Raw genomic sequence first — 23,517 nt, forward strand, 5'->3', positions numbered from 1 at the left:
CCCCCCGGGTTCCTGAAGCAGAGCTAGATGAGAGACGTTCGCGCCATGCCGCAAAAATGGCGCTGGACTGACCCAAGGGCGCCGCCCGTTTGATCCTTCTCACCGCTCCGCCTCGACGCGAGATCGGCTCAATGACCAGGAGGACGCCGTATGCCCGAAGCTCTCATCATCGACGCCTGCCGCACGCCGCGCGGCATCGGCAAGGTCGGCAAGGGCGCCCTCGCCGACTTTCACCCCCAGCACCTGGCCGCCACGGTGCTGCGCGCGCTGGCCGACCGCAACGGCCTGAACACGGGTGAGGTTGACGACATCATCTGGGGCACCAGCACCCAGCGCGGCAAGCAGGGCGGCGATCTGGGCCGCATGGCCGCGCTCGACGCCGGCTATGACGTGCGGGCCAGCGGTATGACGCTGGACCGCTTCTGCGGCTCGGGCATCACCACGGTGAACCTGGCCGCAGCGTCGATCATGTCCGGCATGGAAGATCTGGTGATCGCCGGCGGGACCGAGATGATGTCCTACACCGCCGCGACTGCGGACCGCTCGTCAGTGGGCCTGCTGGACTCCGGCAACCTGCGCCTGCGGGCGCGTCATCCGCAAACACACCAGGGCGTCTGCGCCGACGCCATCGCCACGCTGGAAGGCATATCCCGCCAGGCTTTGGACGAACTGGCCGTGGTCAGCCAGCAGCGCGCCGATCAGGCCATCCGCGAGGGCCGGTTCGACAGCGCCCTCGTGCCCGTTCTGCGCGATGATGGCTCGGTGGCGCTGGATCGCGAAGAATTCCCCCGCCCCCAGACCACGCTGGAGAGCCTGTCGCAGCTGAAGGCCTCGTTCGAGATGATGGCCGGCGTGCCGATCGACGAGGCGGGCATGACCCTGGGCGGCCTGATCAACCAGGTCTATCCGGACCTGAAGATCACCCACGTCCATCACGCGGGCAACTCCTCGGGCGTCGTGGACGGCGCTGCGGCGGTGCTGCTGGCCTCTCCGGCCTATGCGGCGGCCCATGGCCTGAAGCCTCGCGCGCGGGTCGTGGCCATGGCCAATATGGGCGACAGCCCGGCCCTGATGCTGAACGCCCCCGTCCCGGCCGCTCGCAAGGTCCTGGCCAAGGCCGGGCTCACGGTCGACGACATCGACCTGTGGGAAATCAACGAGGCCTTCGCCGTGGTCGCCGAGAAGTTCATCCGCGACCTCAAGCTCGACCGCGACAAGGTCAACGTCAACGGCGGGGCCATGGCCCTGGGGCATCCTATCGGCGCGACGGGATCGATCCTGATCGGCACGATCCTCGACGAACTGGAACGTCGCGATCTGAAGCGGGGCCTGGTCACCATGTGCGCGGCGGGCGGCATGGCGCCGGCGATCATCATCGAGCGCGTCTGACGCCCTTCAGACCGCCGCGACGAGAAACGAAAAGGCCCCGGCTTTCGCCGGGGCCTTTTTCAGTATCAGACGATGGTACCGCCTCTCAGGCTTGAACTGAGGACCTCCGGTTCCACAAACCGGCGCTCTAACCAACTGAGCTAAGGCGGCGCATCGCGAGGGAGTGTCTTTAGTCGGAGGCGCGAGCGGGATCAAGCACCGAAACAGCCCCCGCAAAAGGAAAACGCCCCGGAGCCGAAACTCCGGGGCGTTCCTGTCTTTTCCGGTCTGCCCAGGCCCTATTGCGGGACCTGGAAGACGATCGGAACCGTGATGGCGCCGCCATCGACGGGCGAGCCGTCGAGGGTCTTCGGCTTCATCCGGAAGAGGCGCGACAGTCGCAGCGCCGCTTCACCGAAGCCGTAGTCGGCGGGATTCTCGGAGACCACGGAGCAGCCTTCCAGAGTACCCTTGGCCGTCACGGTGCACGAGATCGTCGCGCGGCCGTTGACTTCCATCCGTTGCGCACGGTCCGGGTAGTACCGGGCCATGTCGTCCCCGCTGGGCTTGCGAGCCCAGTCAGGACGGGTGATCACCGAAGCGCGCGGCGGCGGCGTAGCCACCGGCGGAGCGGCCGAGATCACCGGCGGAGCCGATTGTTCCACCCGCTTCTCAACGGGAGGGATCGGCAGCGGCGGCGGCGGCGTGATGTCCGGCGGCGGCGCGATCGGAGGCCGAGGCTGGACCACCGCCGGAGGCGGCGGAGGCTCATTGGTCGGCGGCGGCGGCGGAGGAGGCGGCGGCGGCGGCGGCGGCGGGGGCGGAAGCTCCACGTCCACGGCGTCGTCCGTGTACTCCTTGAACACCGACTCGAACTTCTGCTTCGCCAGGTAGGCAAACAGGAGTGCGTGCAGACCAACGACCACGATCAGCGCGAAGCCGAAAGCGCCTAGACCTTTTTTGCGACGGGGACCGTCCGAGGTGAGCGGATCGTAGTGGCGATGCTCGGGCGTCTGTTGTTCAGCCATGCATTCACCCCTAGCTATCATCCCGGCCGATGAGCGCCACGCTGTAGAAGCCGTTATCCTGGAGGGTGTTCATCACCTCCATGAAAGCTCCGTAGCGCGTCTTTTCGTCAGCCCGGATGAAAATACGCTCCTTGGTCGGATCGCGTTTGCCGATGTTCTTCGCGAGGTCCTGCCCCATCTCGTCCACGGTCGTCTGAAAGTCGCCGATATAGACGTTACCGTTGGCCTTGATGGAGATGTAGACCGGTTTTGGCGGGTTTTGCGATGCTTTCGCGACCGCCGGCGGCAGGTTCACTTCGACCGACACGGAGGCTAGCGGAGCCGCCACCATGAAGATGATCAGGAGAACCAGCATAACGTCCACGAAGGGCGTAACGTTGATCTCACTGTTCTGTTCGACGTTAAACCTGTCGCCCCCACCGCCTGAGAGTTTGGCGGCCATCGGTCTTACGCCCCTTTGTCGAGCTGACGCGAAATGGCGTTCATCAGTTCAGCAACGAAGCCTTCCGAGCGCGTGCCGTAGCCGGAGATGCGGGTCTGGAAGTAGTTGTAGAAGATAACCGCGGGAATAGCGGCGAACAGACCGATACCGGTGGCGAGAAGCGCTTCGGCGATGCCGGGGGCGACGACGGCCAGGTTGGTCGTGTTGGTGTTCGCGATGCCGATGAACGAGGTCATGATCCCGTAAACGGTGCCGAACAGGCCGATGAACGGACCGGCCGAACCGACCGAGGCCAGGAACACCATGCCGCCCGACAGACGCTTAACCAGCGAGGCTTGCACCGCGTTGATGGCGTAGGTGGCGCGCGAGATGGTCGAGTCGCGGTGTTCGCCGCCGACAGCCAGGCCAGCCTGGCGCGAAAGTTCGACTTCTTGAGCAGCCGCGGCGGCCATGTCGGCCATCGGGTTGCCTTCGAATTCTTCCGACGAACCGATGCGGGCGATGTCAGCGATCGAACGGGCGCCGCGGAAGGCTTCCAGGAACTTGTCCGACTGCTTGTTGAGGGCGCCGAATTCAAAAATCTTGGTGAGCAGCAGAACCCAGGAGAAGACCGAGGCGAGCAGCAGGCCGATCATGACGACCTTAACGACGGCACCAGCGGCCATGAACATGCCGACCGGGGTCAGCGAGTGGCTTTCCTTCTTGGGTTCTTCAGCGGCGGGCTCTTCAGCCGGGGCCGGAGCCGGAGCAACGGCGGCGTCAGCGGCCGGTGCGGCGGTGCTTTCGGCGGCGGCCGGGGCGGGAGCCGCGGCGTCCTGAGCGAAAGCGGGAGCGCTTACCATCAGCGCCATGGCGCCAACGAGAGCGATGAGGGGGGTCTTCCGTTTAATGTCGAGCATCTGTCGCCAGTTCCTGATTGGTCTAGCACGTTTGGACCGAGGGTCGTCGCGCGAGAGCGTTTCTACCCTAACTCTGAATAGTCCCCCAAGGCGGTCGATTTCTCTTCCAACCCGGCGGACCCGCTTCGCTGCGCTCGACCCGTTACGCCCCTCGCGAGGACCAGGCCCTCCAGAAGGATCGTTTCGAAGCGCGAATGACCAGAGCCCCCGAGGAGGCTTTGATCTTACCGCAATGTTAGAATTGCGGCAGGGGTCCTTTGGCAACCCCTTTTCGTACCGTCAAGGGGTTCTTCTAGGCATAAAATTATCGTCGCAATTCGCCCCGCCCCCACCTTGCTGCGCCGCACAAAAGCTAAATCAGGATTTAGGGGCGGTTTTTCCCTATCAACGGGAATGTTCGCGCTGCAGTGCAGCATGCAAACAAAACGGCGGTTGGTGAAAGGCAGGCGCCCAGCTGACCTGCGTGATTGCAATCATGCCTTGTTGGCGAGGCTGAACACCCAGGCCCGGCATCGCCGCAAGCGCGCGAGGCGATCGACGCCACCAAGACCGCCAGAACAGGCGCGTGAAGCCGAAAAAGAAGAAAAGGTGGTGCCTGGAGCCGGATTCGAACCAGCGACACGCGGATTTTCAATCCGCTGCTCTACCAACTGAGCTATCCAGGCCCTTGGGCCAAACGGTCCGAAAACCGCTTCAGCGCCCGCCCTACAGCGGGGAGCCGCGTCTATAGGCGAGGCCGATTTGGTTGTCCAGCGCCCTAATCGTCATTCCTGTTGATCTCTTCGGAGAGCGGATTCTCGTCGTCTTCCTCGGCTCCGGGCACGACGTATCGACCCGACAGCCAACGCTGCAGATCCACGTCCGCGCAGCGCTTTGAACAGAAGGGTCGCGCCACCGGATCGACCGGCTTGCCGCAGATGGGGCACTTGCTGCTCATGATGCGGACACTTCTATGCGGTCGACCGGCCAGCCTTCGGCCGCTTCAACGACGAATCTGCGACCCAGCCGATCGGCGACGCCCGCGTCGAGCGTGGCGAAGGCGTCGAGCACCACGGGCGCGCAGCGGGCCCGAAGGCGCCCGCCTGGGTCGGCGCGCCCTTCCCGCTCCAGCGCCCGAGCCAGGCGGCGCGCGACAGCGGCGGGATGAGCCTGCCCGTTGGCGTCCAGGAGACGGTCGAGAATCGACCGCCCCCGGCGGGGAATGGTCATCTCCAGCGTTCCGAAGCGACTGATCGCCCCGATGGCCACAGCGGGATTGTCGGCGGAGAAGGCGTTGCGGGTCGCGGTCACCAAAGCCTGGCCGTCATGGCCCCGCCCGACCAGGTCAAACACCACGATACCGCCCAGCCCCTTGAGACGGAGAATACGGGCGGCGAGGCCCAGGGCCGCCATGTTGGCCTGGCGGGCCGCGCGCTTGGCGTCCTGCCCCTCACGACCGCCCAGGTCGACGTCAATGGCCACCAGGGCGCGAGTCGGCTCGATGCTGATGTCGCCCCCGCCCGGCAGAGCGAAGACGGTTTCCAGCGCCTCAGCCTCCGCGGCCTCGACAGCCTGCAGGGCCGCCTCGCCGCCGGTGGGCGATCCGGATTTCACCAGCAGGCGCAGCTGTTGTTCGACGGTAAAGGCCGGCTCCAGCACGCGGGGCTCGCCCTCCCCTTCCCCGATGAAGCGGGCCACGGCCGACTTGTCGCGGCGCGAAGGCGTGCGGATCTCGATCTCGACCAGACCGCCCTCGACCAGCTTGGGCATGTCGGGGCGCAAGGGCAGCAGCACGTCCTGGCCGCCCGGCAGCTGGACGAAGGCCGAGGCGAAGGCTTTCTCGATCTTGCGGATGCGGGCCACGCCGCGAACGCCTTCGACGTCCAGCGGATCATCGCCGTCCCAGGTCGCGATCAGCCGCTCGGGCCGACCGTCCAGGGTAACGACGCCGACGGTCTCGCCGACGCCTTTATAAAGATAGGCGCGACGTTCACTCATGATGTGGCGCTCATTTGTTCTTCCAGCCCAGCCCGCGCAGCAGGTTCAGCGTCTCGTAAAGCGGCAGGCCGACGACGCCCGTATAGGAGCCATGCAGGTCGATGATGAAACCGCCGGCCACGCCTTGCACGGCGTAGCCCCCCGCCTTGCCGCGCCATTCGCCGCCGGCCAGATAGTCGGCCTTCTCGAGATCGGAGAGCGGCTTGACCTGAACGCGGGTCTCGACCAGTCGCGAGGCCTCGCGGCCATCCGGCGCGATGACGGCGACGGCGGTCAGGACCTTGTGATTGCGGCCCGACAGCAGGGCCAGGCACTTGATCGCCTGCTCCTCGGTCTCGGCCTTGGGAAGGATGCGACGCCCCACCGCGACGACGGTGTCGGCGGCCAGGACGAAGTCGCCCGGAGCACGGCCCGCGACGGCGCGCGCCTTTTCCCGCGCCAGGCGCAGGGCGTGGAGACGCGGGGTCTCGTCACGCAGGGGCGTTTCATCGATGTCGGCGGGATCGACCCGGTCGGGCGTGACGCCGACCTGCGCGAGCAGGTCCAGGCGCCGGGGACTCGCGCTGGCCAGAACCAGCGCCGGCTGGACGGCCGTAGCGGAAGCCATCGCCCCTACTTGAAGCGGTAGGTGATACGGCCCTTGGTCAGGTCGTAGGGCGTCATTTCAACCAGCACCTTGTCGCCGGCCAGCACGCGGATGCGGTTCTTGCGCATCTTGCCGGCGGTATGGGCGATGATCTCGTGAGCATTTTCCAGCGTCACGCGAAAGGTCGCGTTGGGCAGCAGTTCGCTGACCGTACCGGGAAACTCGAGAAGTTCTTCCTTAGCCATCAGGCCTCTCAATTGGAGCAAACAGATAGCCGCGAGGACGCCCCGACCGGGTGGTCGAGACGTGGGCCGTCGCGGCGAGGCGCCTCTATAGCGCATTCACCCCCCGAACGTCGATGGCGCGCCGAAACGTCTCTTGATGGCGTCGGCCAGGCCGTCACGGACCTCGCGATAGGCCTCCAGCCGGGCCTCGCGGGAGCCGTCGACGAGGGTGGGGTCGTGGGTCGGCCAGTACTCGATATCCACCGCCCGGTCCCGCGCCAGCTCGACGGCGCGGTGCTGGGCCTCGGGCGTCAGCGAGACGACGACGTCGAAACTGTCGTCCTCCAGCTGGGCGAAGGTCTTGGGCTTGTGGTCGGAAACGTCCAGGCCCAGCTCGTCCATCACGGCGATCACGAAGGGGTCGATCCCCTCGCCGGTCGGGTCCCCGCGCAGCCCGCACGAATCAACGAAGGCCCGGGTGCCGTAGAATCGCCTGAACAGCCCCTCGGCCATGGGCGACCGCACCCGGTTATAGTTGCAGGTGAAGAGGACGGCGTCCGGCAGAGCAGGCAAAGCGCCCTAGCCTCGCCAGTGCAGCGCGCAGATCAGGGTGAAGAGGCGCCGCGCGGTGTCCAGGTCGGTCTTGACCTTGCCCTCCAGCCGCTCGCGCAGCAGCGAGGAGCCTTCGTTGTGCAGACCGCGCCGGCCCATGTCCAGGGCCTCGATCTGCTGGGGCGTCGAATTGCGGATCGCCGAATAATAGCTGTCGCAGATCATGAAGTAGTCCTTGATCACCCCCTTGAAGGGCGACAGGGACAGCAGGTGCCGGCGCTCGTAGTCAGGACCGCCGATGTCGAAGGCCAGGCGGTTCTCGATCAGCGACAGCTTCAGGTCATAGGGACCGCCGCTGGCCTCGGCCGGCTCGAAATAGTTCGAATCAAGCAGATCGAAGATCGCGACCTGACGCTCCTGCTCCTGGTCGCGCGAGGCGGCCGCGAGGCTGTCTTCGTCGATGACGATGGATTTCAGGTGCTGGTTGGCTTTGGCGTCGGTCATGTGTGGCGCGAGATTTGCGCGTCAGCCCTCGGAAGGCAACCGCCCAGGCAGGCGAATGGACGCCGACAGGGCGTGAGCCGGCAAACCTTCGGCCGTGGCCAGGGCGGCCGTGTGCGGTCCCAGGATCGCGAACGAGGCCGGATCGCATTTCACGATCGAGGTGCGCTTGAGGAAATCATAGATCGACAGGCCCGACTGGAAGCGCGCCGCGCGGCTGGTGGGCAGCACGTGGTTGGAGCCGGCCACATAGTCGCCGATGGCTTCCGGCGTCAGGCGGCCCAGGAAGATCGCGCCGGCGTGACGCACGCGGTCCGACAGGCGCTCGGGATTGTCGAGGGCGAACTCGACGTGCTCGGGGGCGATGGCGTCGACCAGGGCCGGGCTCTCGTCCAGCGGAGCGATGATCACCGCCCCGTGGTTGCGCCACGAGGCGGCGGCGTCTTCGCCGGTGGCCAGCGTCTTGAGGCGCTCAAGAACGGCGGCCTCGACGGCGTCGGCGAAGGCCGGATCGTCGGTGATCAGGATCGACTGGGCGGCGGGGTCGTGCTCGGCCTGGCTCAGCAGGTCGGCGGCGATCCAGTCGGGATTGTTCTTGTTGTCGGCCACCACCACGATCTCGGAGGGACCGGCCAGGGCGTCGATACCGACCACGCCGTACAGGCGGCGCTTGGCGGCGGTGACATAGGCGTTGCCGGGGCCGACGATCTTGTCGACCGACTGGATGGGTCCGGCGCCATAGGCCAGGGCCGCGACGGCCTGGGCCCCGCCGATGCGCCAGATCTCGGTGACGCCGGCCTCCTTGGCGGCGGCCAGCACGGCGGGCTGCAGCTTGCCGGGCGGGGTGACCATGGCGATGCGGTCGACGCCGGCCACCTGGGCGGGCACGGCGTTCATCAGCACGGTCGAGGGATAGGCCGCGCGGCCGCCGGGCACATAGACGCCCACGGCCTCGATCGGCGTCCAGCGCCAGCCCAGCTGCACGCCGGCCTCATCGGTCCAGGCCTGGTCGGCCGGACGCTGGCGGGCGTGATAGGCGCGGATGCGGGCGGCGGCGAAGGCGATGGCCTCGCGCACGTCGGCGGGGGTCTGCGCGGCGCCGGCCTCGATTTCCTCGGCGGTGACGCGGACGGTCTGCTCGGTCAGGTCGACGCGGTCGAACTTTCGGGTCAGATCCAGCACGGCCTGGATGCCGCCGGAGCGGACGGCGTCCAGCACCTGGACGACCGAGGCGTCGACATCCGCGGGCGATCCCCGATCCTCGGCGAGGAAGGCCTTGAAGGCGGCGGCGAAATCAGGAGCGGAAAAGTCGAAGCGGCGCATGGGCGTGTAGATGCGGGTTTTTGCGTGGGAGACAAGGGGCAAGTCTGACGGACACGGCTTCTCAACCTCACGCGACGGCTCGCTGAGTTAGGTGGGGAGGCGCGAAGCGGCCGGGGCGACCCCGGATGACCGTGATGTGTTTTGTGCGTTTCGGCTCGACCTGTCCGCTTCGCAGAAGCTGTTCTTGCGTGAGGATCGGGCCAAGCGAGCGTCTTTCAGCTCTGATACCCAAGAGCCCCCGTACGGGCGCGCATCCCGTCGATCGGCTAACCGTCTCGACGCCGACGATGCGCGATAGGCGGGTTTACGATCCCTCGCCCTCTTCGACCCGCGTTCACCCGGCCGACAAGCCACTCAGCGTTTGGTCCGTCCTTCTGAGACAGCCCGCACACCTCGACCCGCCTTCCAGGGCGTCGCGGCCCCGCTCAGCTCCATCCCCATCGCCGCTTTGGGCCGGTACCACGCGCCCTCCCCCTGCGACGGGGACAGCTACGATTATGCAGCGGGTTTGCGCTCCGAGGATTGGCGCGATCAACTATTTTATAAGCCATTGATTTCGCTGAACTCGGCTTTGGAAACTACGGGGATTGGGCGCCCTCTATCCCCGTGCTGGCCGCAAAGTCCTCCCCCTGAAGGGGGAGGCGGCCGGAGGCCGGTGGGGGGAAGACCCCTCCGACTCAGCAGCACTACCCCCTCCGATCACTTCGTGATCGCCTCCCCCTTCAGGGAGAGGACTTGGGAGCGCGCCCCGCCCGCCTTCGCGCCGAAGGGAGCCATCCTTAAATCTCACGGCGAGACGATCGCCGGTCTGTCCAGGTCACTCAAGGCCCGGTCTGCGACCGGCCGCTCCGCGGCGGCCCGGAGGGCCGGCCTTGACTGACCTGGACAGACCGGCACGCTACAGCCTCCAAGAGATTTAAGGATGAGCGGGACGCAGGGCGTCCGCTTGTTGGATGGGCGGGGATGTCTGCTTTCGACCCTAGTCGGACCTAAATCCCTCTCCTTTAGGGAGAGGGAGGGGCCCGCCGCGAAGCGGTGGGAGGGTGAGGGGTTACGAGGCTTGACGGCGTGCCGGCACTCCGTCGAACGCCGTAACCCCTCACCCCAACCCTCTCCCTATGGGAGAGGGAGCAACGTCCGCTTCCCACCCAAAGCAGACGATCGAAACGCCCCCTCTCGGCGCCGGCACCCAGAAACGGCAGATCCCCGCCCAAACCCGGCCTCACTCGCCGCGCCTGCCCACCTTCCCTCGCATCATCCCCCAATAAACCGCCCCCGCCAGTCCCAGCCCCACAAACCACGCATACGTATAAAGCCCGGTCCAGAACGCCCCTACCCCGCCGAACAGATGCGGCGCCGCCGAGGCCAGGAAGCCCGGCAGGTTCGGCGCGACCCCCACCGTCAGGGCCACGAGCGCCGCCGGGTTCCAGCCGCCGCGATAGGCGTAGGTGCCGTCCTTGGCGTACAGGTCATCCACCGCCAGCACGGTCTTGCGCAGCAGCCAGTAGTCGACGATCAGGATCCCCGCGATCGGGCCCAGCAGCGCGCCATAACCGACCAGCCAGACGAAGATATAGCCTTCAGTGGTCTCCAGCAGCTTCCACGGCATGATCAGCACGCCGATGCCGGCCGTGATCCAGCCGCCGATGCGATAGGTGATCTTGCTGGGCCACAGGGCCGAGAAGTCATAGGCCGGGCCGACCAGATTGGCGGCGATGTTGCAGCACACGGTGTCGAGGCTGATGATCAGCAGGCCGATCACCACCGCGATGCCGCCGATGTCGCCGGCCAGCTGCACCGGGTCCCACACCGCCTTGCCGAACACGATCACCGTCGCCGAGGTGGTGATGACGCTGACCAGGGCCAGCAGGCCCATGGGGATCGGCAGGCCGATGGCCTGGCCCAGGATCTGGTCGGCCTGCTTTTTCGCAAAGCGGGTGAAGTCGGGAATGTTCAGGGCCAGGGTCGCCCAGAATCCGACCATGGCCGTCAGGGCGGGCACGAAGACGCTCCAGAACTGGCCGGCCTTGGGACCGCCGTCGACGAAGGCCGAGGGCTGATGGAAGATCGGACCCAGGCCGCCGGCCTTGTCCATCGCCCACCACACCATCAAGGCGCAGATGAGCAGCTTGATCGGCGCGGTCCAGGTCTCGAGCCTGCGCACGGCGGTCAGGCCCTTGGTGACGAACAGCAGCTGGATGCCCCAGAAGGCCAGGAAGGCCAGCAGTTGGCCCACGCCGATGCCCAGCAGCGGGATCGGCGCGCCCGTAAGGCTGCGCCCCATGATCACGCCCAGCAGGGTCAGCAGCGCGCCGCCGCCGATCCAGGTCTGGATGCCGTACCAGCCGCAGGCGACGACCGCCCGGGCGACGGCGGGGATGCGCGCGCCCTTCCAGCCGAACGCGGCCCGCGCCAGCACGGCATAGGGCACGCCGTGTCGGGCCCCCGCATGGCCGATCAGCAGCATCGGAACCAGCACGATCAGATTGCCCAGCAGCACGGTCGCCACCGCCTGCCCGGCCGACATCCCCTGCTCGATCAGGCCCGAGGCCAGCATGTAGGCGGGCACGCAGATGACCATGCCCAGCCACAGGGCCGCAAAGTGCCACCAGCGCCAGGTGCGTTGCGCCTCGCCCGTGGGGGCCAGGTCTTGGTTCCAGAGATCGCGGTCGGGGGCGCTCATGCGTCGGCTTCCGCGGGCGCAGGACGTCAGGTCGCGCCGGCCCCCGCCTCGGACGCGAGGGACGAGCTTAGGAGGGGTTTGCCTTGCGTGGCAAATGGGGGGGGCAGATGGGTCCAGCTCAGCAACGCCCCCTCCGTCACGTCGCTTCGCGCCGCGCCACCTCCCCCGCACGCTTCGCTACGGGGGAGGAGAAGAGCGGCTGAACCCTCCTGCCCCGTGAAACGGGGGAGGTGGCGCGGCGCGGATACGCGACGTGACGGAGGGGGCGTCCGGCGCGGGCCGCCCTGCCGTATAGGCCAGAGGATTAGCGAAAAAGCCTAGCTCAGCCCCGCATAGGCCAGGGTCGCCATTCCGACGACCATGACCCCGAACAGGCTGACCAGGGCCAGGCGCCCCCAGTCGAAACAGGGGCCGCCATGCCGAAGCACGGGCGGAGCGGGTTTGGTGATGTCGCACGCACGCAAAAACACCGACTGGGTTTCCCCGGTCGCATAGGACTTCCTGGCCATGACGGCCTCCTAACGATGCTCACGCCTCTGACGGGCGCGTGGCGTTAACCTAGCACCGTTCCCGTCTCAGGTGAGTTCGCCGGCGATCACTAGCGCGTGGGACGAATCCTCGGCGCCGCCACTGCCTGTTTGGAAGTCAGATTCAAGGCATGCCCGCAAATCAGGCAGGGCGCCTAGTCGGCGTGCCCGGGCCGGCGGGACGTGGCCCAGGGCTCGGAAACGTCGGCCAGCACCACGTCCAGGCAATCGACGCCGACCCGCAGGTCGCCGCCGCCGGCGAAGGTCAGCATGACCGTGCCGCCGGGCGCCTCGCCGGGCTCGAAGGCGATGGCCAGCAGTTCCACCACGGCGCCCTTGGCGTCGCGCTTGAGGTTGCGGGCCTGGACGCCGGTGACGTCACCCAGCTGCAGGGCCGAGCGCACGCGCTGGCCATCTTTCTTGCCGCCGGCCTCCCAGCGGAAGCGGTTGCAGGCGATCGTCAGGGTCCGGCCGTGCGCGTCCCAGTGGATGTCACCGATCTTGGCGATGGCGTCCTGCAGGGCGGCGGAGATCACCGCCAGGTCGTCGGCGTCCTGGGCCAGTAGTCGCAGGGCGGGGGCGGTCTTTGCCATCTAGAGTTCGGCCTCTCCGTCGTCCTTGATGCGGCGCACCTGCGCCCCACAGGCCGTGAGCTTTTCTTCCAAACGCTCGAAACCGCGATCCAGGTGGTAGATGCGCGACACGATCGTCTCGCCGCGCGCCGCCAGGCCGGCGATCACCAGACTGACCGAGGCCCGCAGATCGGTGGCCATCACCTCGGCGCCCTCCAGCTGGGCGACGCCGCGCACGCGGGCCTCGCCGCCCGACACCGAGATGTCGGCGCCCAGGCGCATCAGCTCCGGGGCGTGCATGAAGCGGTTCTCGAAGATGGTCTCGCGGATGTGGCTCTCGCCGTCGGCCAGGGTCATCAGGGCCATGAACTGGGCCTGGAGGTCGGTGGCGAAGCCCGGATAGGGCGCGGTCTCGATGTCGACCGCCTTCAGGCGCTGGCCGTTGCGACGGATGATGACGCCGTCGCTGGTGCGTTCGACGCCGCAACCGGCCTCTTCCAGCTTGTCCAGCAGGCTGTCGATCAGGTGAGGACGGGCGTTGGTCAGGCGCACCTCGCCGCCGGCCATGGCGGCGGCGACGGCATAGGTGCCCATCTCGATCCGGTCAGGGATCACCGAATGGGTCGCGCCGTGCAGACGGGCGACGCCGGTGATGGTGACGGTCGGCGTGCCGGCGCCCTCGACCTTGGCGCCCATGGCGTTGAGGCATTCCTGCAGGTCCAGCAGTTCGGGCTCGCAGGCGGCGTTATGCAGCACGGTGACGCCGTCGGCGATCACGGCGGCCAGCATGGCGTGCTCGGTGGCGCCGACCGACACGAACGGGAAGGTGATCTCGGCGCCCTTCAGGCCGCGCGGGGCCTGGGCGTAGACATAGCCTTCATGCAGATCGATCTTGGCGCCCAGGGCTTCCAGGGCCTGCAGGTGCAGGTCGACCGGGCGCGCGCCGATGGTGCAGCCGCCGGGCAGCGAGACCTTGGCCTGGCCGGTGCGGGCGATCAGCGGGCCCAGCACGTTGAACGAGGCGCGCATCTGGCGGACCAGGTCATAGGGCGCGAAGCCGCTGGTGATCTCGGGCGCGTGCAGGACCGTCTGCTGGCCGTCGGGGCCGTCGCTCTCGGTGACGCTGACGCCCAGCCGCATCAGCAGCTTGCCCAGGAACCGGGTGTCGGCCAGGCGCGGCATATTGGTCAGGCGCAGCGGCTCGTCAGTCAGCAGACTGGCCGCCATCAGCTTGATGGCCGAGTTCTTGGCGCCGCTGACCGGGATTTCCCCGTTCAGCCGCGCGCCGCCGATGATGGCGATGCGATCCAAAATGACGTCCCTCGAGCGCGCGACGGGGACGGATCGTCGCGCGGGTCACATGTGAGGGGCGGGTTCTATCCGTTGCAAGAGGGCATGCAAGGGGCGTGGCTCAAATGGGGGCGGAAAGGTCGTAGGATCGGCCGTCGGGCCAGCGCAGATCATGGGTCGTGCTGGCCAGGTCCAGGGCCACCTGGGCCAGGTCGAGGGCCCGCCGGGTCGCCTGCAGTCCGTCCAGGCCGAACGCCGCCTTGCCGTGCTCGCTGTCGAACTGGCCGCCGTCGCCGACCAGGCGCACCGCGCAGCAGACCTCATCCGAATCCGGCGCGGCATAGGGCGCGGAAATTTCCAGGACCAGGGCGACTCGCGTCCCGTCTGCGTGCGCGACGCCCTCGAGGCGACGCATGACGCTGTAGGGCTGCGGCGCCGCTTGCGCGGCGGCAACCGCCCTCTCCTCACCGCTCCGCGCGGGCCGGGCCGCGGCTTTACGCCTGCGCAGGTTGGTCCTGAGCGCTTCGGCGAGCCTGGCTTCGCGCAGGGATTTGTCGTCTGGGATCGGCATGGGCGAGGGGTGCGGCGACGAAGTCTGTGGGTCAAGTCGCATTTAGGCTTTGCATTCGCGATTTGGCTCGCTATACGCCCCTCCTCTTCGCCGCGGTAGCTCAGTGGTAGAGCGCATCCTTGGTAAGGCTGAGGTCCAGGGTTCGAGTCCCTGTCGTGGCACCATCGGTCCCAAACCCCCAAAGGGTTTGGGACCGACCTACTTCCCTCCCCGCACATTTCCAGGCTGAATCGCACGCGTCCGCGCGCCGGGAACCCGTGTCCCAGCGGCGGCGCGATCAGGGATGACTTGGCAGAGCGCTGCGAAAGCGTCAGCGCGGGAGCGTCAGATAGATCGGATTGCCGATCATCAGCAGCCGTCCGGCCGCGTCGCGCAGATTGACGCGCACCCAGCTGGATCGGTCGCCCATCCTGATCGAGAACACGCCGGGGCGGGCAAACTCGGGCGCTCGCTTCACGCCGTCCTGAATGACCTCCAGGCCGGCCGGATCCGCGCCGACGATCGCGGCCGTGAAGGTGACCACCTCGCCGCGCCGAGCCGGCAGGGCCCCGCCCATGACCGCGACTCCCGTGGCGCTGCGGGCCGACAGATCCAGCATCCGGTCACGGGTTCCGTCCAGGTCGATGAACACCCGCCCCGCCCGCAGGCCCGCGAGCAGTCCCGGCGTCGACAGCGCTTCGGCGTGCACGACGGTGGTCGGGCGGCCGATCGACGAGGCGATATCCGGCGAGAGACCCGCATCGTGATTGTCGCTTCCGCCGACGGCCGTGATCCGGTGGCCCGCGTTCAGTTGCGCCTCCCAGAAGGCCACGCCCAGCAAAGGCCCCTCGGCGCCGCCCTGGGCGCGCTCGGAGCCGCCATTGGCGACCTCGATGGCCCCGACCCTGGCATAGTCGGTGTTGGCCGCTGTCCAGCCACAGCCCATGCAGGCCTCGCCAGAGGGGGCGGTGGGGTGGTTGATCGACAGGAGCCCGCCGGCGGCCTCCACCAGGCCCTGCAGCGTCCTGACGTCCAGCACGGCGGCGTCACCCAGGCGGAAGTCGATGAAGGCTGTGGGGCCAAAGACATTGGCGTGGCCCTGGAAGGTGGTGATCTCGCGGCCCGGGATCAGCAGCAGCCTGTCGAAGGCCGGCTGCAGCTCGGCCATCGCCTCGAAATGGCTGGTGGTGTTGTGGTCGGTGATGGCGATGAAATCCAGGCCTCGGGCCACGGCCGCCTCGGCGGTGCGATAGACGGGGCATGGCGCGCGGACGCCGCTCTGGGTCTGGCACGAGCCGTCGCTGTGGCCCGTATGCGTATGCAGGTCGCCACGATACCAGCCTGAGCCGGTCTTGAGCGGCGCGGCGGCAAGACCGGGCGCGCCCGGCGTTCGCTCGAAGGAAATCCTGGCCTCATAGGACGCCACCGTCGCGGCGCGCGTGTTGGGCACGCCCAGCAGCAGGGTCCAGCGCCCGGCCGGCAACGGCCCGGGCAGGTAGCTCATGGTGGCGTCCTCGACCGCCAGGGTGAAGTTGCGCTTGTTGCCGCCGCTCCAGCCCCGGAAGCGTTGCGGGTCCATCAGCCCGATATCGACGACCGTCTTCTGGTCCCGGCCGGTGTAGTCGAAGGCCACGGTCAACCGGGTCACCCCCGGCGGGACATCGAAGGTCACGGGCTTGTAGGTCTGGTGATCCGTCCCGACGATCTGGCCAGTCAGCACCAGATCCGGAGCCTTCTCCCCCGCCCAGGCGGCGGGCGGCAGGGCCAGAACGATCAGAGCGAGCAGCCAGCGGATCATGATGTTCTTCCAAACAAAAAGATGGGCGGCCGGAGGGGACCGGCCGCCCAAGTCGAGGGGAACGGAAGGTCTTTAGAAGCGGTACATGACAGCCGCGCGGAAGGAGCGACCGAATTCCGGCCGGCCGATGCCGTAAACGGCGCCCGCCTCGGAGCTGATGATCTGGCCGGCGCGGGGATTGCCCTCGGTCAGGCCGATCTCGTCGGTGAGGTTATTACCGTAGGCATAGATGGCCAGCTGGTCGGTGACGTTGAACCGCACCGTGGCGCCCACCAGGGTATAGGCCGGCAGCTTCAGGGTGTTGGCGGCGTCGGAGTAACGATCGCCGTAGCGCTCGATGCTGCTCTCCACCCGCAGGCGACCGTCCAGCAGGTTGACGCCGGGGGTCAGGCGGAACGAGGTCTTGGGCACCCGGATCAGGCGGTTGCCGGTGAAGTCGCGCGTGCGGCTGGCGGTGGCGGCCGGCGGCTTGACCTGGCAGGTGACGTCGGCCGCCGAGACCGAGCAGGCCTCCTCGAACTTGTAGTCGCCAAATTCCGGGTTCTGGACCGTGGCGCTGAAGCCCAGGTCGAACCAGCGGGTCGGACGCACGGTCCCTTCCAGTTCCAGCCCCAGCGTCTTGGTGTCGGTGATGCTGGTCTGCTGGACATAGGCGCCGGTGGCCGGATTGAACACCAGGCTGCCGAAACCGAGGTTGTCATACGTGGTCTGGAACACCGTGGCGTAGAGATCGGCCTTGGGCGTCGACCACTTATAGCCGGCCTCCATCAGGTCCATGGTCTGGACGGTCGGGGCGGTGTTGAGGGCGTTGGTGATGTAGTCGCCCAGCGACGGCAGGCGGAAGGCCGAGGTGTAGCGCGCAAAGACGCCCATCCGCGGGGTGATCCGATAGTCGGCGCCCACGGTCCAGCCGGCGTGATCGAACTTGCAGTCCAGGCGATCATAGATCCCCGAGCCGGCCAGCACGGTGTCGTCGGCCGGAGTCGGCGAGAGACCCAGATTGATGGTCTTGCTGCGCTCGCTGCGGCCTTCGAATTCGATCTGCTCCCAGCGCACGCCCGCGTCGATCCGCAGGGACGGCGTCAGGCTCCACTCGTCGGTCAGGTAGAGGGCCGTGGTGTTGGACTTGCCATCGCCATTGGCGAACTCGGCGCCGTAGCGCGAGACGCCGTTCTCGGTGAGGCTGGACATCACCTGCCCTGCCCCGTTGACGGCCACCAGATCCAGTCGCCGGGCGTTGCTGCGCACGTCGAGCAGGACGTTGGCCGAGTAGCGGTTGAAGGCTTCCTCGACATGGGCGGTGTAGACGCCGAAGGCGACGTCGTGGGTTTGGCCGCCGATCTCGAACTTGTGCAGCAGGCGGGCGTCGTTGATCAGTTCGTCCAGCGGGACCGAGACGTAGCGCAGCGAGCCGTCGAGGACGAGACCGTTGCCGTTCTGGCCGGCGCCCGTGGTCTGGAAGATCTCGGTCGGCGCGGTGGCGTAGCGCAGCTGCACATCGGTGGCGCCCGGCGTGGCCGCCAGCAGGGCGGCGCGGTACTGGGCGATGCGGGCCGCGCCGGTCACCGGCGTGTTGGGGAACAGGCCGATGCGCTTGGACTCCGAGGTCCGGTAACGCAGCGTGTTCTGGAGTTTCCAGCCGTCGAACAGCTCATAGTTCAGGATGGCGGTGGCCTGGGTCAGCTTGACCTCGGTGCCGCGCGTCAGGTCCCAGTTGAACGGCCCCGTCGGCCCGCGCAGGGTCAGCTGGCTGGTTTCCGGACCGGCCAGGGTGCCCTTCAGGGCGTCGAAGCCGGGGGTGTCGCCGGGCTCGCCCGAGGCGTTGAACTTGAGCGGCACGCCGGCGAACAGGATGACGTTGTCGTCCAGGTGCTTGACGTTGAACTCGATGCTGCCGCGCTCGAAATCGCGACCGGCCGAGACGCGCCACTGATAGCCCTTGTTGGCGGTGAAGCCCGGATCGCGGATGCCGTCATCCTCGCGCCAGAAACCGCCGGCGCCGACGCGCCATTCGCCGATCGGGCCGCCGTACCAGAGGTCGACACGCTTGAGGCCGTAGTCGCTGAGTTGAAGCTTGGCGATGCCCTCCGGCGTATCGCCGCCCTTGCGGGTGATGAAGTTGACCGTGCCGCCGGGCGCGTAGGAGGCGAAGATCGACGAGGGGCCGCCGCGCACCACTTCGATGCGCTCGATGGTCTCGTCCAGGCGGAAGGACTGGTCGGCGTTCAGATAGCCCAGGCCGCCGTCATGCTGCACCGGCGCGCCGTCTTCCTGCAGAGCGATGGCCGAGAAGCCTTCCTGCGGGATGCCGCGCGCGCGGATATTGGCGCTGGCCTCGCCGCCCGAAGCCTCGACCCAGAAGCCGGGCACCGATTTGAGCGCATCGGCCACGCCCATCGGCGCACGCATGCGCAGCGCCTCTTCGCTCATGCTGGTGACGGCGTAGCTGGTGGCCAGGCGCGTGCGGGCGTCCGAACCCGCGCGCGAGGTGACGATCACCTCTTCCACCACGTCAGCGACCGCCGCGCTGGCCAAAGGGCCCGTCGTCCGGGCGCGCAGCGTGATGACCTGGGCATTGGCCGAGGCGATCTCCAGATCGGCGCCCTCGATCAATTTGCGCAGGGCTTCCTCGCGACCAAAGACGCCCTTCAGACCGTCGGTGCGGTGGCGGGCGGCCAGATCGTAGGGGAACATCAGCTGCACGCCGGCCTGGCGCGAGAACGCGTTCAGCGCAGCCGCCGTGTCGCCGGCCGGAATGTCGAACGCGACACGCGCCGCCGCCTGGGCCTGGGCGACAACCGGCGCCGCCGAAACAATGGCCGTCGTGGCCAGCAACAAGCACGCGCCCATGCGCGGCGCCCAGGTCTTGATCATCGGATTTGCCCCTGCTTCGTCGATCGCCGTGATCGGCGTCTCGCAGGGCAAGACGGGGCGCGGGGAAAAAACCCCTATCGAGATTTAAGAAGAATTCGCGACGGTCCGTCCTCGACGATCCGCAGGCCGAAGGTCGTGCGCAGGGCCTGCAGGAAACTGTCGGGATCACCGGTCAGGAACCGGCCGCCCAGCCGCAGGTTGGCCGCCCGCGCGTCATCGACGACCAGCTTGCGGGTCAGGTAGCGGTTATATTCCTCGACCGCGACCGACAGCGCCTGCCCCTCGAACACGATCTCGCCGCGTCGCCAGGCCTGCACGTTCTGAACCTGGTCTTCCGGCGCATCGACGACGGCGATCCGACTGTCGCTGACTTCCAGCACCCGGCGAGCGTCGTCGGCGCCCGCCACGCCGGCCTCAGCCGTGGCCGACGCCGTTTCGATCACCGCCCGTCCCGCCAGAACGACAATATCCAGCCCCGCCGGGCGCAGGCGCGCATTGAATTGTCCCGCCGCCAGCCGCGCGAGCCCCTGGGCCGTGACCAGCTCGAAGGGCCGCAGGGTGTCGCGGGCGATGGTCAGGGCCGCCTCGCCCCGCGCCAGCCACAGCCGGCGCCGCTGCCGGTCAAAGCGCCAGGAAACCTCGGTGTCGGTGTTCAGCTCGACCGAACTGCCATCCGGCAGGGCCAGGGTGCGGCGTTCGCCAATGCCCGTCGTGACGCGATCGCGCAGCAGGACGTCGCGGCCAAGATAGGCGCCGGCCGCCAGGCTGGCGGCCAGGGCCGCGCCGCCGCCCGTCAGCCAGGCGCGGCGATTGATTCCCGGCGCGGGTCTCGCCTCGTCGCTGCGCAACGCGTCCAGCCGGCTCCAGGCGCTGGCCACCTCCGCGAAGGCGGCGGCGCGGCGCGGGTCGGCGTCGCGCCAGGCGTCCAGTTCCTGCTCGGTGGTGCGGCCAGCGTCCAGACGCGCCAGCCATTGCGAAGCCTGGGCGATCAGTGCGTCTCTGTCTTGATCGCCCGTCTTGGCCATGAACTCGGTCGTTTCTCGATACTGCGGCCATCACCCGCGGCCAGGGCCTTGGTCAAGAGCCGAAGCCCCTTGGCCAGGTGTTTCTCGACTGTAGAGATGGACAGGTTCAACCTAACCGCTATCTGCGCCGGGGAAAGGCCGTACATTTTTCGCAAGGTCAGCACCTTGCGGCATTGCTCGGGCAGGCGATTCAGCGCCGCCAGCACCAGATCCAGCTCCTGCCGGGCGCTGGTTATGGCATAGGCGTCGGGCGCGGGATCGGCCAGCAGGTCCATTTCCAGCACCCCGATCTGACGGATCCCGACCACCTTGGCGCGGCGAAAGCGTTCAAACGCCAGGTTGCGGATGATGGTCATCACGAAGCGCTCGGGCGCCTCCAGCCTGCGCCAGTCGGGCACGCTGAGCACCTTGGCGTAGGCCTCCTGAACGAGGTCCTCCGCCTCGGCCTCGTCGCCGATCAGCTTGCGGGCATAGGCGCGGTAGTTGCCGGCATAGGGCAACACGCGGGTCGCGAACCAACGATCGATGTCACGCAGCCAGGCCATGTAGGCGTCCCGTCGCCCGACATACCGTCGGATCGATTGAGCGCTGCACTAACCTGATCGCGTGTCAGTTTGCTGACGGGTCCCGCTATGGGGCCAGCGTCAGACGCAACGCCAGCGCCGCCAGGGTGATGAGCAGGATGGGTGTGGTCAGCACGATCCCGACCTTGAAATAGTAGCCCCACGAGATCCTGATCCCCTTGGCGCCCAGCACGTGCAGCCAAAGCAGGGTGGCCAGAGAGCCGATCGGCGTGATCTTGGGACCCAGGTCGCTGCCGATGACATTGGCGTAGATCATCGCCTCCTTGACCGCCCCCGTCGCGCCGCTGGCGTCGATCGACAGGGCCCCGACCAGAACCGTGGGCAGGTTGTTCATCACCGACGACAGCAGCGCGGTCAGGACGCCGGTTCCGAAGGCCGCCCCCCATACGCCGCCCTGGGCGAAGCGGTTGAGCAACCCCGCGATCTGGTCGGTCAGGCCCGCATTGCGCAGGCCATAGACCACCAGATACATGCCCAGCGAGAAGATCACGATCTGCCAGGGCGCGCCCTTCAGCACCTTGCGCGTGCTGATCACGTGGCCCCGTCCCGCGATGACCAGCAGGACCAGCGCGCCGACGGCGGCGGTGGCGCTGACGGGAACGCCGAGCGGCTCCAGAGCGAAGAACCCGATGAGTAGCAGGGCCAGAACCACCCAGCCGGCCTTGAAGGTCGCGGCGTCCCTGATCGCCTCGCGCGGCGCCTTCAGCTGGCCGACGTCATAGGTCTTGGGGATGTCGCGCCGGAAATAGAGCATCAGCGCCGTCAGGGTGGCGGCGATGGCGGCGATGTCGACCGGGATCATCACCGAGGCGTAGCGGCTGAAGCCGATCTTGAAGAAGTCGGCCGAGACGATGTTGACCAGGTTCGACACCACCAGCGGCAGGCTGGCCATGTCGGCGATGAAGCCCGCCGCCATCACGAAGGCCAGGGTCGCCTTGTCCTTGAAGCCCAGCGCCAGCAGCATGGCGATGACGATGGGGGTCAGGATCAGCGCCGCGCCGTCATTGGCGAACAGCGACGAGACCGCCGCGCCCAGCAGCACGATCGCGGCGAACAGCAGTCGCCCCTTGCCGCCGCCCCAACGGGCCACATGCAGGGCCGCCCACTCGAAGAAGCCGGCCTCGTCGAGCAGCAGGCTGATCAGGATCACCGCGACGAAGGCGCCGGTGGCGTTCCAGACGATGTGCCAGACCGTGATGATGTCGGCCGGATGGACCACACCCGTCAGCAGCGCCAGGGCCGCGCCCAGGGTCGCGCTCCAGCCGATGCCCAGGCCCTTGGGCTGCCAGATGACCAGGATGATGGTGAGCAGAAAGATCAGCAGGGCGAGGATCACAGGACGACGATCTCGCCGTCTTCCTTGGTGAAGCTGGTCGGCTTGCGGTCCAGCAGGTCGAGCACGACCTCGGACGGTCGGCACAGCTTGACGCCCCGGGGCGTGACCACCAGCGGCCGATTGACCAGAATGGGGTGAGCGACCATCGCGTCGAGGATCTGATCCTCGGTGGCGTCGTCAGCCAGAAGGCCCAGATCGGCGGCCGGCGTGCCCTTTTCGCGCATCAGCTGGCGGAACGTCAGACCCGCCTCCCCGGCCAGTTCGCGCAGCTGGTCATGGGACCAGCCGGCCTTCAGATACTCAACGACCGTGGGCGCGTAGCCCGCCGCCTGCACCATCGCCACGACATTGCGCGAGGTGCCGCAGGCGGGGTTGTGAAAGATCACGATCGGGAAGTCGGTATCGGACATGGGTCACTCGTCAGGAAAACAGAAAGCGGGGCGGCGCCCCTCAGGCGGCGGGTTCGTCGGGGGCGAAGGACCTGCCGATTTCGTCGAGCCGGCGCTGCAGCGACAGCTTGTCGATCGACGCCATGGGCAGGGCGCAGAAGAGCGTGATGCGGCTGTTGAGCTGACGATAGGCCTCGGCGAAGGCCAGGGCGACCTCGGCCTCGGTTCCCTCGACCGCCGACGGATCGGGGATGCCCCAGTGGGCGCTCATCGGCTGGCCCGGCCAGATCGGGCAGACCTCGCCGGCGGCGTTGTCGCAGACGGTGAACACGAAATCGAGATCCGGCGCGTCAGGATTGCCGGCCTTGGAGAACTCGTCCCAGGCCTTGGAGCGCAGGTGATCGGTCGGGTAGTTTAGGTGCTGCAGCAGATTGATGGCGTGCGGGTTGATCCGGCCGCTGGGCATCGAGCCGGCCGAATAGGCCTTGAACCGGCCCGCCCCGACGCGGTTCATGATCGACTCCGCCAGCACCGAGCGCGCCGAGTTGTGGGTGCAGAGAAACAGGACGTGCTTCAGGTTAGACTGGGGATCGGTCATGCTGTCTCCAATTCGACAAGGCAGGTTCCATCGCAGTCGGCGGCCCGGGCGAGGATCTCGTTCAAGGGCGCGCAGATCTCGGGATTGCCGCCGCAGCAGTCTTCCATCAGGAAGCCCAGCAGGCCGCTCATCGCCCCGTAGGCGGCCGAATAGATGATCGAGCGGCCCTCGCGGCGCGAAACGATCAGTCCAGCATGACTGAGCACGTTGAGATTGGCCGACAGAGAATTGGGAAGCATCTCCAGGCGGCGAGCGATCTCGCCGGCCGGCACGCCCTGACCGCCGGCCTTGACGAGCAGGCGGAAGATGGCCAGCCGACCTTCGTGACCCAGCGCGGAGAGACTTGCGACAGCGGCTTTCGATTCCATATTTCCAAGTTAGTAGAAATATG

At 67.5% G+C, this 23,517-nt stretch carries 25 protein-coding genes and 3 tRNA genes; 2 read left to right on the forward strand and 26 right to left on the reverse strand.

The features are described 5' to 3' along the window. The first annotated feature begins 150 nt into the window (after positions 1-150). Complete coding sequence (locus ACW17V_RS13105) at positions 151-1,389, forward strand: acetyl-CoA C-acetyltransferase (protein ID WP_492105539.1); 1,239 nt, start codon at positions 151-153, stop codon at positions 1,387-1,389. A gap of 73 nt (positions 1,390-1,462) precedes the next feature. Here the strand turns inward: ACW17V_RS13105 and ACW17V_RS13110 are convergent. The 18 genes from ACW17V_RS13110 to ACW17V_RS13195 form a co-directional block, all read right to left on the reverse strand. After that, a tRNA-His gene (locus ACW17V_RS13110) sits at positions 1,463-1,539 on the reverse strand. 128 nt (positions 1,540-1,667) lie between these two features. Further along, the gene (locus tag ACW17V_RS13115) at positions 1,668-2,396 is read right to left on the reverse strand and encodes an energy transducer TonB (RefSeq protein WP_492105540.1); all 729 of its coding nucleotides are present in this window, start codon (positions 2,394-2,396) and stop codon (positions 1,668-1,670) included. A 10-nt stretch (positions 2,397-2,406) separates the two neighbouring features. Then, entirely contained in the window at positions 2,407-2,838 is a 432-nt protein-coding gene (locus ACW17V_RS13120) for a biopolymer transporter ExbD (protein ID WP_492105541.1), read from the reverse strand. Positions 2,839-2,843: 5 nt separating this feature from the next. Then, positions 2,844-3,737: a MotA/TolQ/ExbB proton channel family protein gene (locus ACW17V_RS13125; protein ID WP_492105542.1), complete on the reverse strand. Its 894-nt coding sequence runs from the start codon at positions 3,735-3,737 to the stop codon at positions 2,844-2,846. Positions 3,738-4,326: 589 nt separating this feature from the next. Next, positions 4,327-4,402 (reverse strand) — tRNA-Phe (locus tag ACW17V_RS13130). A 92-nt stretch (positions 4,403-4,494) separates the two neighbouring features. Further along, positions 4,495-4,674, reverse strand: a complete 180-nt coding sequence (locus ACW17V_RS13135) for a DNA gyrase inhibitor YacG (protein WP_492105543.1) — start codon at positions 4,672-4,674, stop codon at positions 4,495-4,497. Beyond that, the gene (locus tag ACW17V_RS13140; protein ID WP_492105544.1) at positions 4,671-5,714 is read right to left on the reverse strand and encodes a ribonuclease E/G; all 1,044 of its coding nucleotides are present in this window, start codon (positions 5,712-5,714) and stop codon (positions 4,671-4,673) included. The genes ACW17V_RS13135 and ACW17V_RS13140 overlap by 4 nt, the downstream gene beginning before the upstream one ends. 10 nt (positions 5,715-5,724) lie before the next feature. Continuing rightward, complete coding sequence (locus ACW17V_RS13145; RefSeq protein WP_492105545.1) at positions 5,725-6,321, reverse strand: Maf family protein; 597 nt, start codon at positions 6,319-6,321, stop codon at positions 5,725-5,727. A 5-nt stretch (positions 6,322-6,326) separates the two neighbouring features. Then, positions 6,327-6,545, reverse strand: a complete 219-nt coding sequence (infA, locus tag ACW17V_RS13150) for a translation initiation factor IF-1 (RefSeq protein WP_035044427.1) — start codon at positions 6,543-6,545, stop codon at positions 6,327-6,329. A gap of 96 nt (positions 6,546-6,641) precedes the next feature. After that, positions 6,642-7,037 (reverse strand): arsenate reductase/protein-tyrosine-phosphatase family protein, encoded by a 396-nt coding sequence (locus ACW17V_RS13155; protein ID WP_492108794.1) that lies wholly within the window; start codon positions 7,035-7,037, stop codon positions 6,642-6,644. Positions 7,038-7,103: 66 nt separating this feature from the next. After that, a complete protein-coding gene (locus ACW17V_RS13160; RefSeq protein ID WP_492105546.1) occupies positions 7,104-7,580 on the reverse strand; it encodes a UPF0262 family protein in 477 nt (158 codons plus the stop codon). Positions 7,581-7,601: 21 nt separating this feature from the next. Beyond that, on the reverse strand, positions 7,602-8,900 hold the full coding sequence (gene hisD, locus ACW17V_RS13165) for a histidinol dehydrogenase (protein ID WP_492108795.1): 1,299 nt from the start codon (positions 8,898-8,900) through the stop codon (positions 7,602-7,604). Positions 8,901-9,904: 1,004 nt separating this feature from the next. Continuing rightward, positions 9,905-10,048: a hypothetical protein gene (locus ACW17V_RS13170; RefSeq protein WP_492108796.1), complete on the reverse strand. Its 144-nt coding sequence runs from the start codon at positions 10,046-10,048 to the stop codon at positions 9,905-9,907. Between the two features lie 74 nt (positions 10,049-10,122). Further along, on the reverse strand, positions 10,123-11,583 hold the full coding sequence (locus ACW17V_RS13175; RefSeq protein ID WP_492105547.1) for an NCS1 family nucleobase:cation symporter-1: 1,461 nt from the start codon (positions 11,581-11,583) through the stop codon (positions 10,123-10,125). A 317-nt stretch (positions 11,584-11,900) separates the two neighbouring features. Further along, entirely contained in the window at positions 11,901-12,092 is a 192-nt protein-coding gene (locus ACW17V_RS13180) for a hypothetical protein (RefSeq protein WP_419320930.1), read from the reverse strand. Between the two features lie 173 nt (positions 12,093-12,265). Next, positions 12,266-12,703 carry a DUF2948 family protein gene (locus ACW17V_RS13185; protein ID WP_492105548.1) on the reverse strand — a complete coding sequence of 146 codons (438 nt, stop codon included), beginning with the start codon at positions 12,701-12,703 and terminating at the stop codon, positions 12,266-12,268. Then, the gene (gene murA / locus ACW17V_RS13190; protein WP_492105549.1) at positions 12,704-13,993 is read right to left on the reverse strand and encodes a UDP-N-acetylglucosamine 1-carboxyvinyltransferase; all 1,290 of its coding nucleotides are present in this window, start codon (positions 13,991-13,993) and stop codon (positions 12,704-12,706) included. It abuts the gene before it with no gap. Positions 13,994-14,093: 100 nt separating this feature from the next. Beyond that, positions 14,094-14,387: a hypothetical protein gene (locus tag ACW17V_RS13195; protein ID WP_492105550.1), complete on the reverse strand. Its 294-nt coding sequence runs from the start codon at positions 14,385-14,387 to the stop codon at positions 14,094-14,096. 245 nt (positions 14,388-14,632) lie between these two features. Here ACW17V_RS13195 and ACW17V_RS13200 point away from each other — a divergent pair. Next, positions 14,633-14,707 (forward strand) — tRNA-Thr (locus tag ACW17V_RS13200). 146 nt (positions 14,708-14,853) lie between these two features. On the opposite strand, the gene ACW17V_RS13205 is transcribed toward ACW17V_RS13200, so the two are convergent. From ACW17V_RS13205 to ACW17V_RS13240, 8 genes are all read right to left on the reverse strand, one after another. After that, positions 14,854-16,320 carry a CehA/McbA family metallohydrolase gene (locus ACW17V_RS13205; protein WP_492105551.1) on the reverse strand — a complete coding sequence of 489 codons (1,467 nt, stop codon included), beginning with the start codon at positions 16,318-16,320 and terminating at the stop codon, positions 14,854-14,856. 72 nt (positions 16,321-16,392) lie between these two features. Further along, positions 16,393-19,194, reverse strand: a complete 2,802-nt coding sequence (locus ACW17V_RS13210; RefSeq protein ID WP_492105552.1) for a TonB-dependent receptor — start codon at positions 19,192-19,194, stop codon at positions 16,393-16,395. Between the two features lie 74 nt (positions 19,195-19,268). Beyond that, a complete protein-coding gene (locus ACW17V_RS13215; RefSeq protein WP_492105553.1) occupies positions 19,269-20,219 on the reverse strand; it encodes a FecR family protein in 951 nt (316 codons plus the stop codon). Next, a complete protein-coding gene (locus ACW17V_RS13220; RefSeq protein ID WP_492105554.1) occupies positions 20,183-20,764 on the reverse strand; it encodes an RNA polymerase sigma factor in 582 nt (193 codons plus the stop codon). Before ACW17V_RS13220 ends, ACW17V_RS13215 begins: the two co-directional genes overlap by 37 nt. Before the next feature lie 85 nt (positions 20,765-20,849). Next, a complete protein-coding gene (locus ACW17V_RS13225; protein WP_492105555.1) occupies positions 20,850-22,139 on the reverse strand; it encodes an arsenic transporter in 1,290 nt (429 codons plus the stop codon). Then, positions 22,136-22,549: an arsenate reductase (glutaredoxin) gene (arsC, locus tag ACW17V_RS13230; protein WP_492105556.1), complete on the reverse strand. Its 414-nt coding sequence runs from the start codon at positions 22,547-22,549 to the stop codon at positions 22,136-22,138. The genes ACW17V_RS13225 and arsC overlap by 4 nt, the downstream gene beginning before the upstream one ends. Positions 22,550-22,589: 40 nt before the next feature. Then, positions 22,590-23,126 (reverse strand): arsenate reductase ArsC, encoded by a 537-nt coding sequence (locus ACW17V_RS13235; protein WP_492105557.1) that lies wholly within the window; start codon positions 23,124-23,126, stop codon positions 22,590-22,592. Then, entirely contained in the window at positions 23,123-23,494 is a 372-nt protein-coding gene (locus ACW17V_RS13240; protein WP_419251854.1) for an ArsR/SmtB family transcription factor, read from the reverse strand. Before ACW17V_RS13240 ends, ACW17V_RS13235 begins: the two co-directional genes overlap by 4 nt. Between the last annotated feature and the right edge of the window lie 23 nt (positions 23,495-23,517).

The organism is Caulobacter sp. FV2ye17ST (assembly GCF_058680955.1).

Bases quoted from the DNA above. Each gene is read 5' to 3' on its own strand.
- ACW17V_RS13105 (WP_492105539.1), top strand. From the start codon at position 151: ATGCCCGAAGCTCTCATCATCGACGCCTGCCGCACGCCGCGCGGCATC.
- ACW17V_RS13115 (WP_492105540.1), bottom strand. From the start codon at position 2,396: ATGGCTGAACAACAGACGCCCGAGCATCGCCACTACGATCCGCTCACC.
- ACW17V_RS13120 (WP_492105541.1), bottom strand. From the start codon at position 2,838: ATGGCCGCCAAACTCTCAGGCGGTGGGGGCGACAGGTTTAACGTCGAA.
- ACW17V_RS13125 (WP_492105542.1), bottom strand. From the start codon at position 3,737: ATGCTCGACATTAAACGGAAGACCCCCCTCATCGCTCTCGTTGGCGCC.
- ACW17V_RS13135 (WP_492105543.1), bottom strand. From the start codon at position 4,674: ATGAGCAGCAAGTGCCCCATCTGCGGCAAGCCGGTCGATCCGGTGGCG.
- ACW17V_RS13140 (WP_492105544.1), bottom strand. From the start codon at position 5,714: ATGAGTGAACGTCGCGCCTATCTTTATAAAGGCGTCGGCGAGACCGTC.
- ACW17V_RS13145 (WP_492105545.1), bottom strand. From the start codon at position 6,321: ATGGCTTCCGCTACGGCCGTCCAGCCGGCGCTGGTTCTGGCCAGCGCG.
- infA (WP_035044427.1), bottom strand. From the start codon at position 6,545: ATGGCTAAGGAAGAACTTCTCGAGTTTCCCGGTACGGTCAGCGAACTG.
- ACW17V_RS13155 (WP_492108794.1), bottom strand. From the start codon at position 7,037: ATGGCCGAGGGGCTGTTCAGGCGATTCTACGGCACCCGGGCCTTCGTT.
- ACW17V_RS13160 (WP_492105546.1), bottom strand. From the start codon at position 7,580: ATGACCGACGCCAAAGCCAACCAGCACCTGAAATCCATCGTCATCGAC.
- hisD (WP_492108795.1), bottom strand. From the start codon at position 8,900: ATGCGCCGCTTCGACTTTTCCGCTCCTGATTTCGCCGCCGCCTTCAAG.
- ACW17V_RS13175 (WP_492105547.1), bottom strand. From the start codon at position 11,583: ATGAGCGCCCCCGACCGCGATCTCTGGAACCAAGACCTGGCCCCCACG.
- ACW17V_RS13180 (WP_419320930.1), bottom strand. From the start codon at position 12,092: ATGGCCAGGAAGTCCTATGCGACCGGGGAAACCCAGTCGGTGTTTTTG.
- ACW17V_RS13185 (WP_492105548.1), bottom strand. From the start codon at position 12,703: ATGGCAAAGACCGCCCCCGCCCTGCGACTACTGGCCCAGGACGCCGAC.
- ACW17V_RS13195 (WP_492105550.1), bottom strand. From the start codon at position 14,387: ATGCGTCGCCTCGAGGGCGTCGCGCACGCAGACGGGACGCGAGTCGCC.
- ACW17V_RS13205 (WP_492105551.1), bottom strand. From the start codon at position 16,320: ATGATCCGCTGGCTGCTCGCTCTGATCGTTCTGGCCCTGCCGCCCGCC.
- ACW17V_RS13210 (WP_492105552.1), bottom strand. From the start codon at position 19,194: ATGATCAAGACCTGGGCGCCGCGCATGGGCGCGTGCTTGTTGCTGGCC.
- ACW17V_RS13215 (WP_492105553.1), bottom strand. From the start codon at position 20,219: ATGGCCAAGACGGGCGATCAAGACAGAGACGCACTGATCGCCCAGGCT.
- ACW17V_RS13220 (WP_492105554.1), bottom strand. From the start codon at position 20,764: ATGGCCTGGCTGCGTGACATCGATCGTTGGTTCGCGACCCGCGTGTTG.
- arsC (WP_492105556.1), bottom strand. From the start codon at position 22,549: ATGTCCGATACCGACTTCCCGATCGTGATCTTTCACAACCCCGCCTGC.
- ACW17V_RS13235 (WP_492105557.1), bottom strand. From the start codon at position 23,126: ATGACCGATCCCCAGTCTAACCTGAAGCACGTCCTGTTTCTCTGCACC.
- ACW17V_RS13240 (WP_419251854.1), bottom strand. From the start codon at position 23,494: ATGGAATCGAAAGCCGCTGTCGCAAGTCTCTCCGCGCTGGGTCACGAA.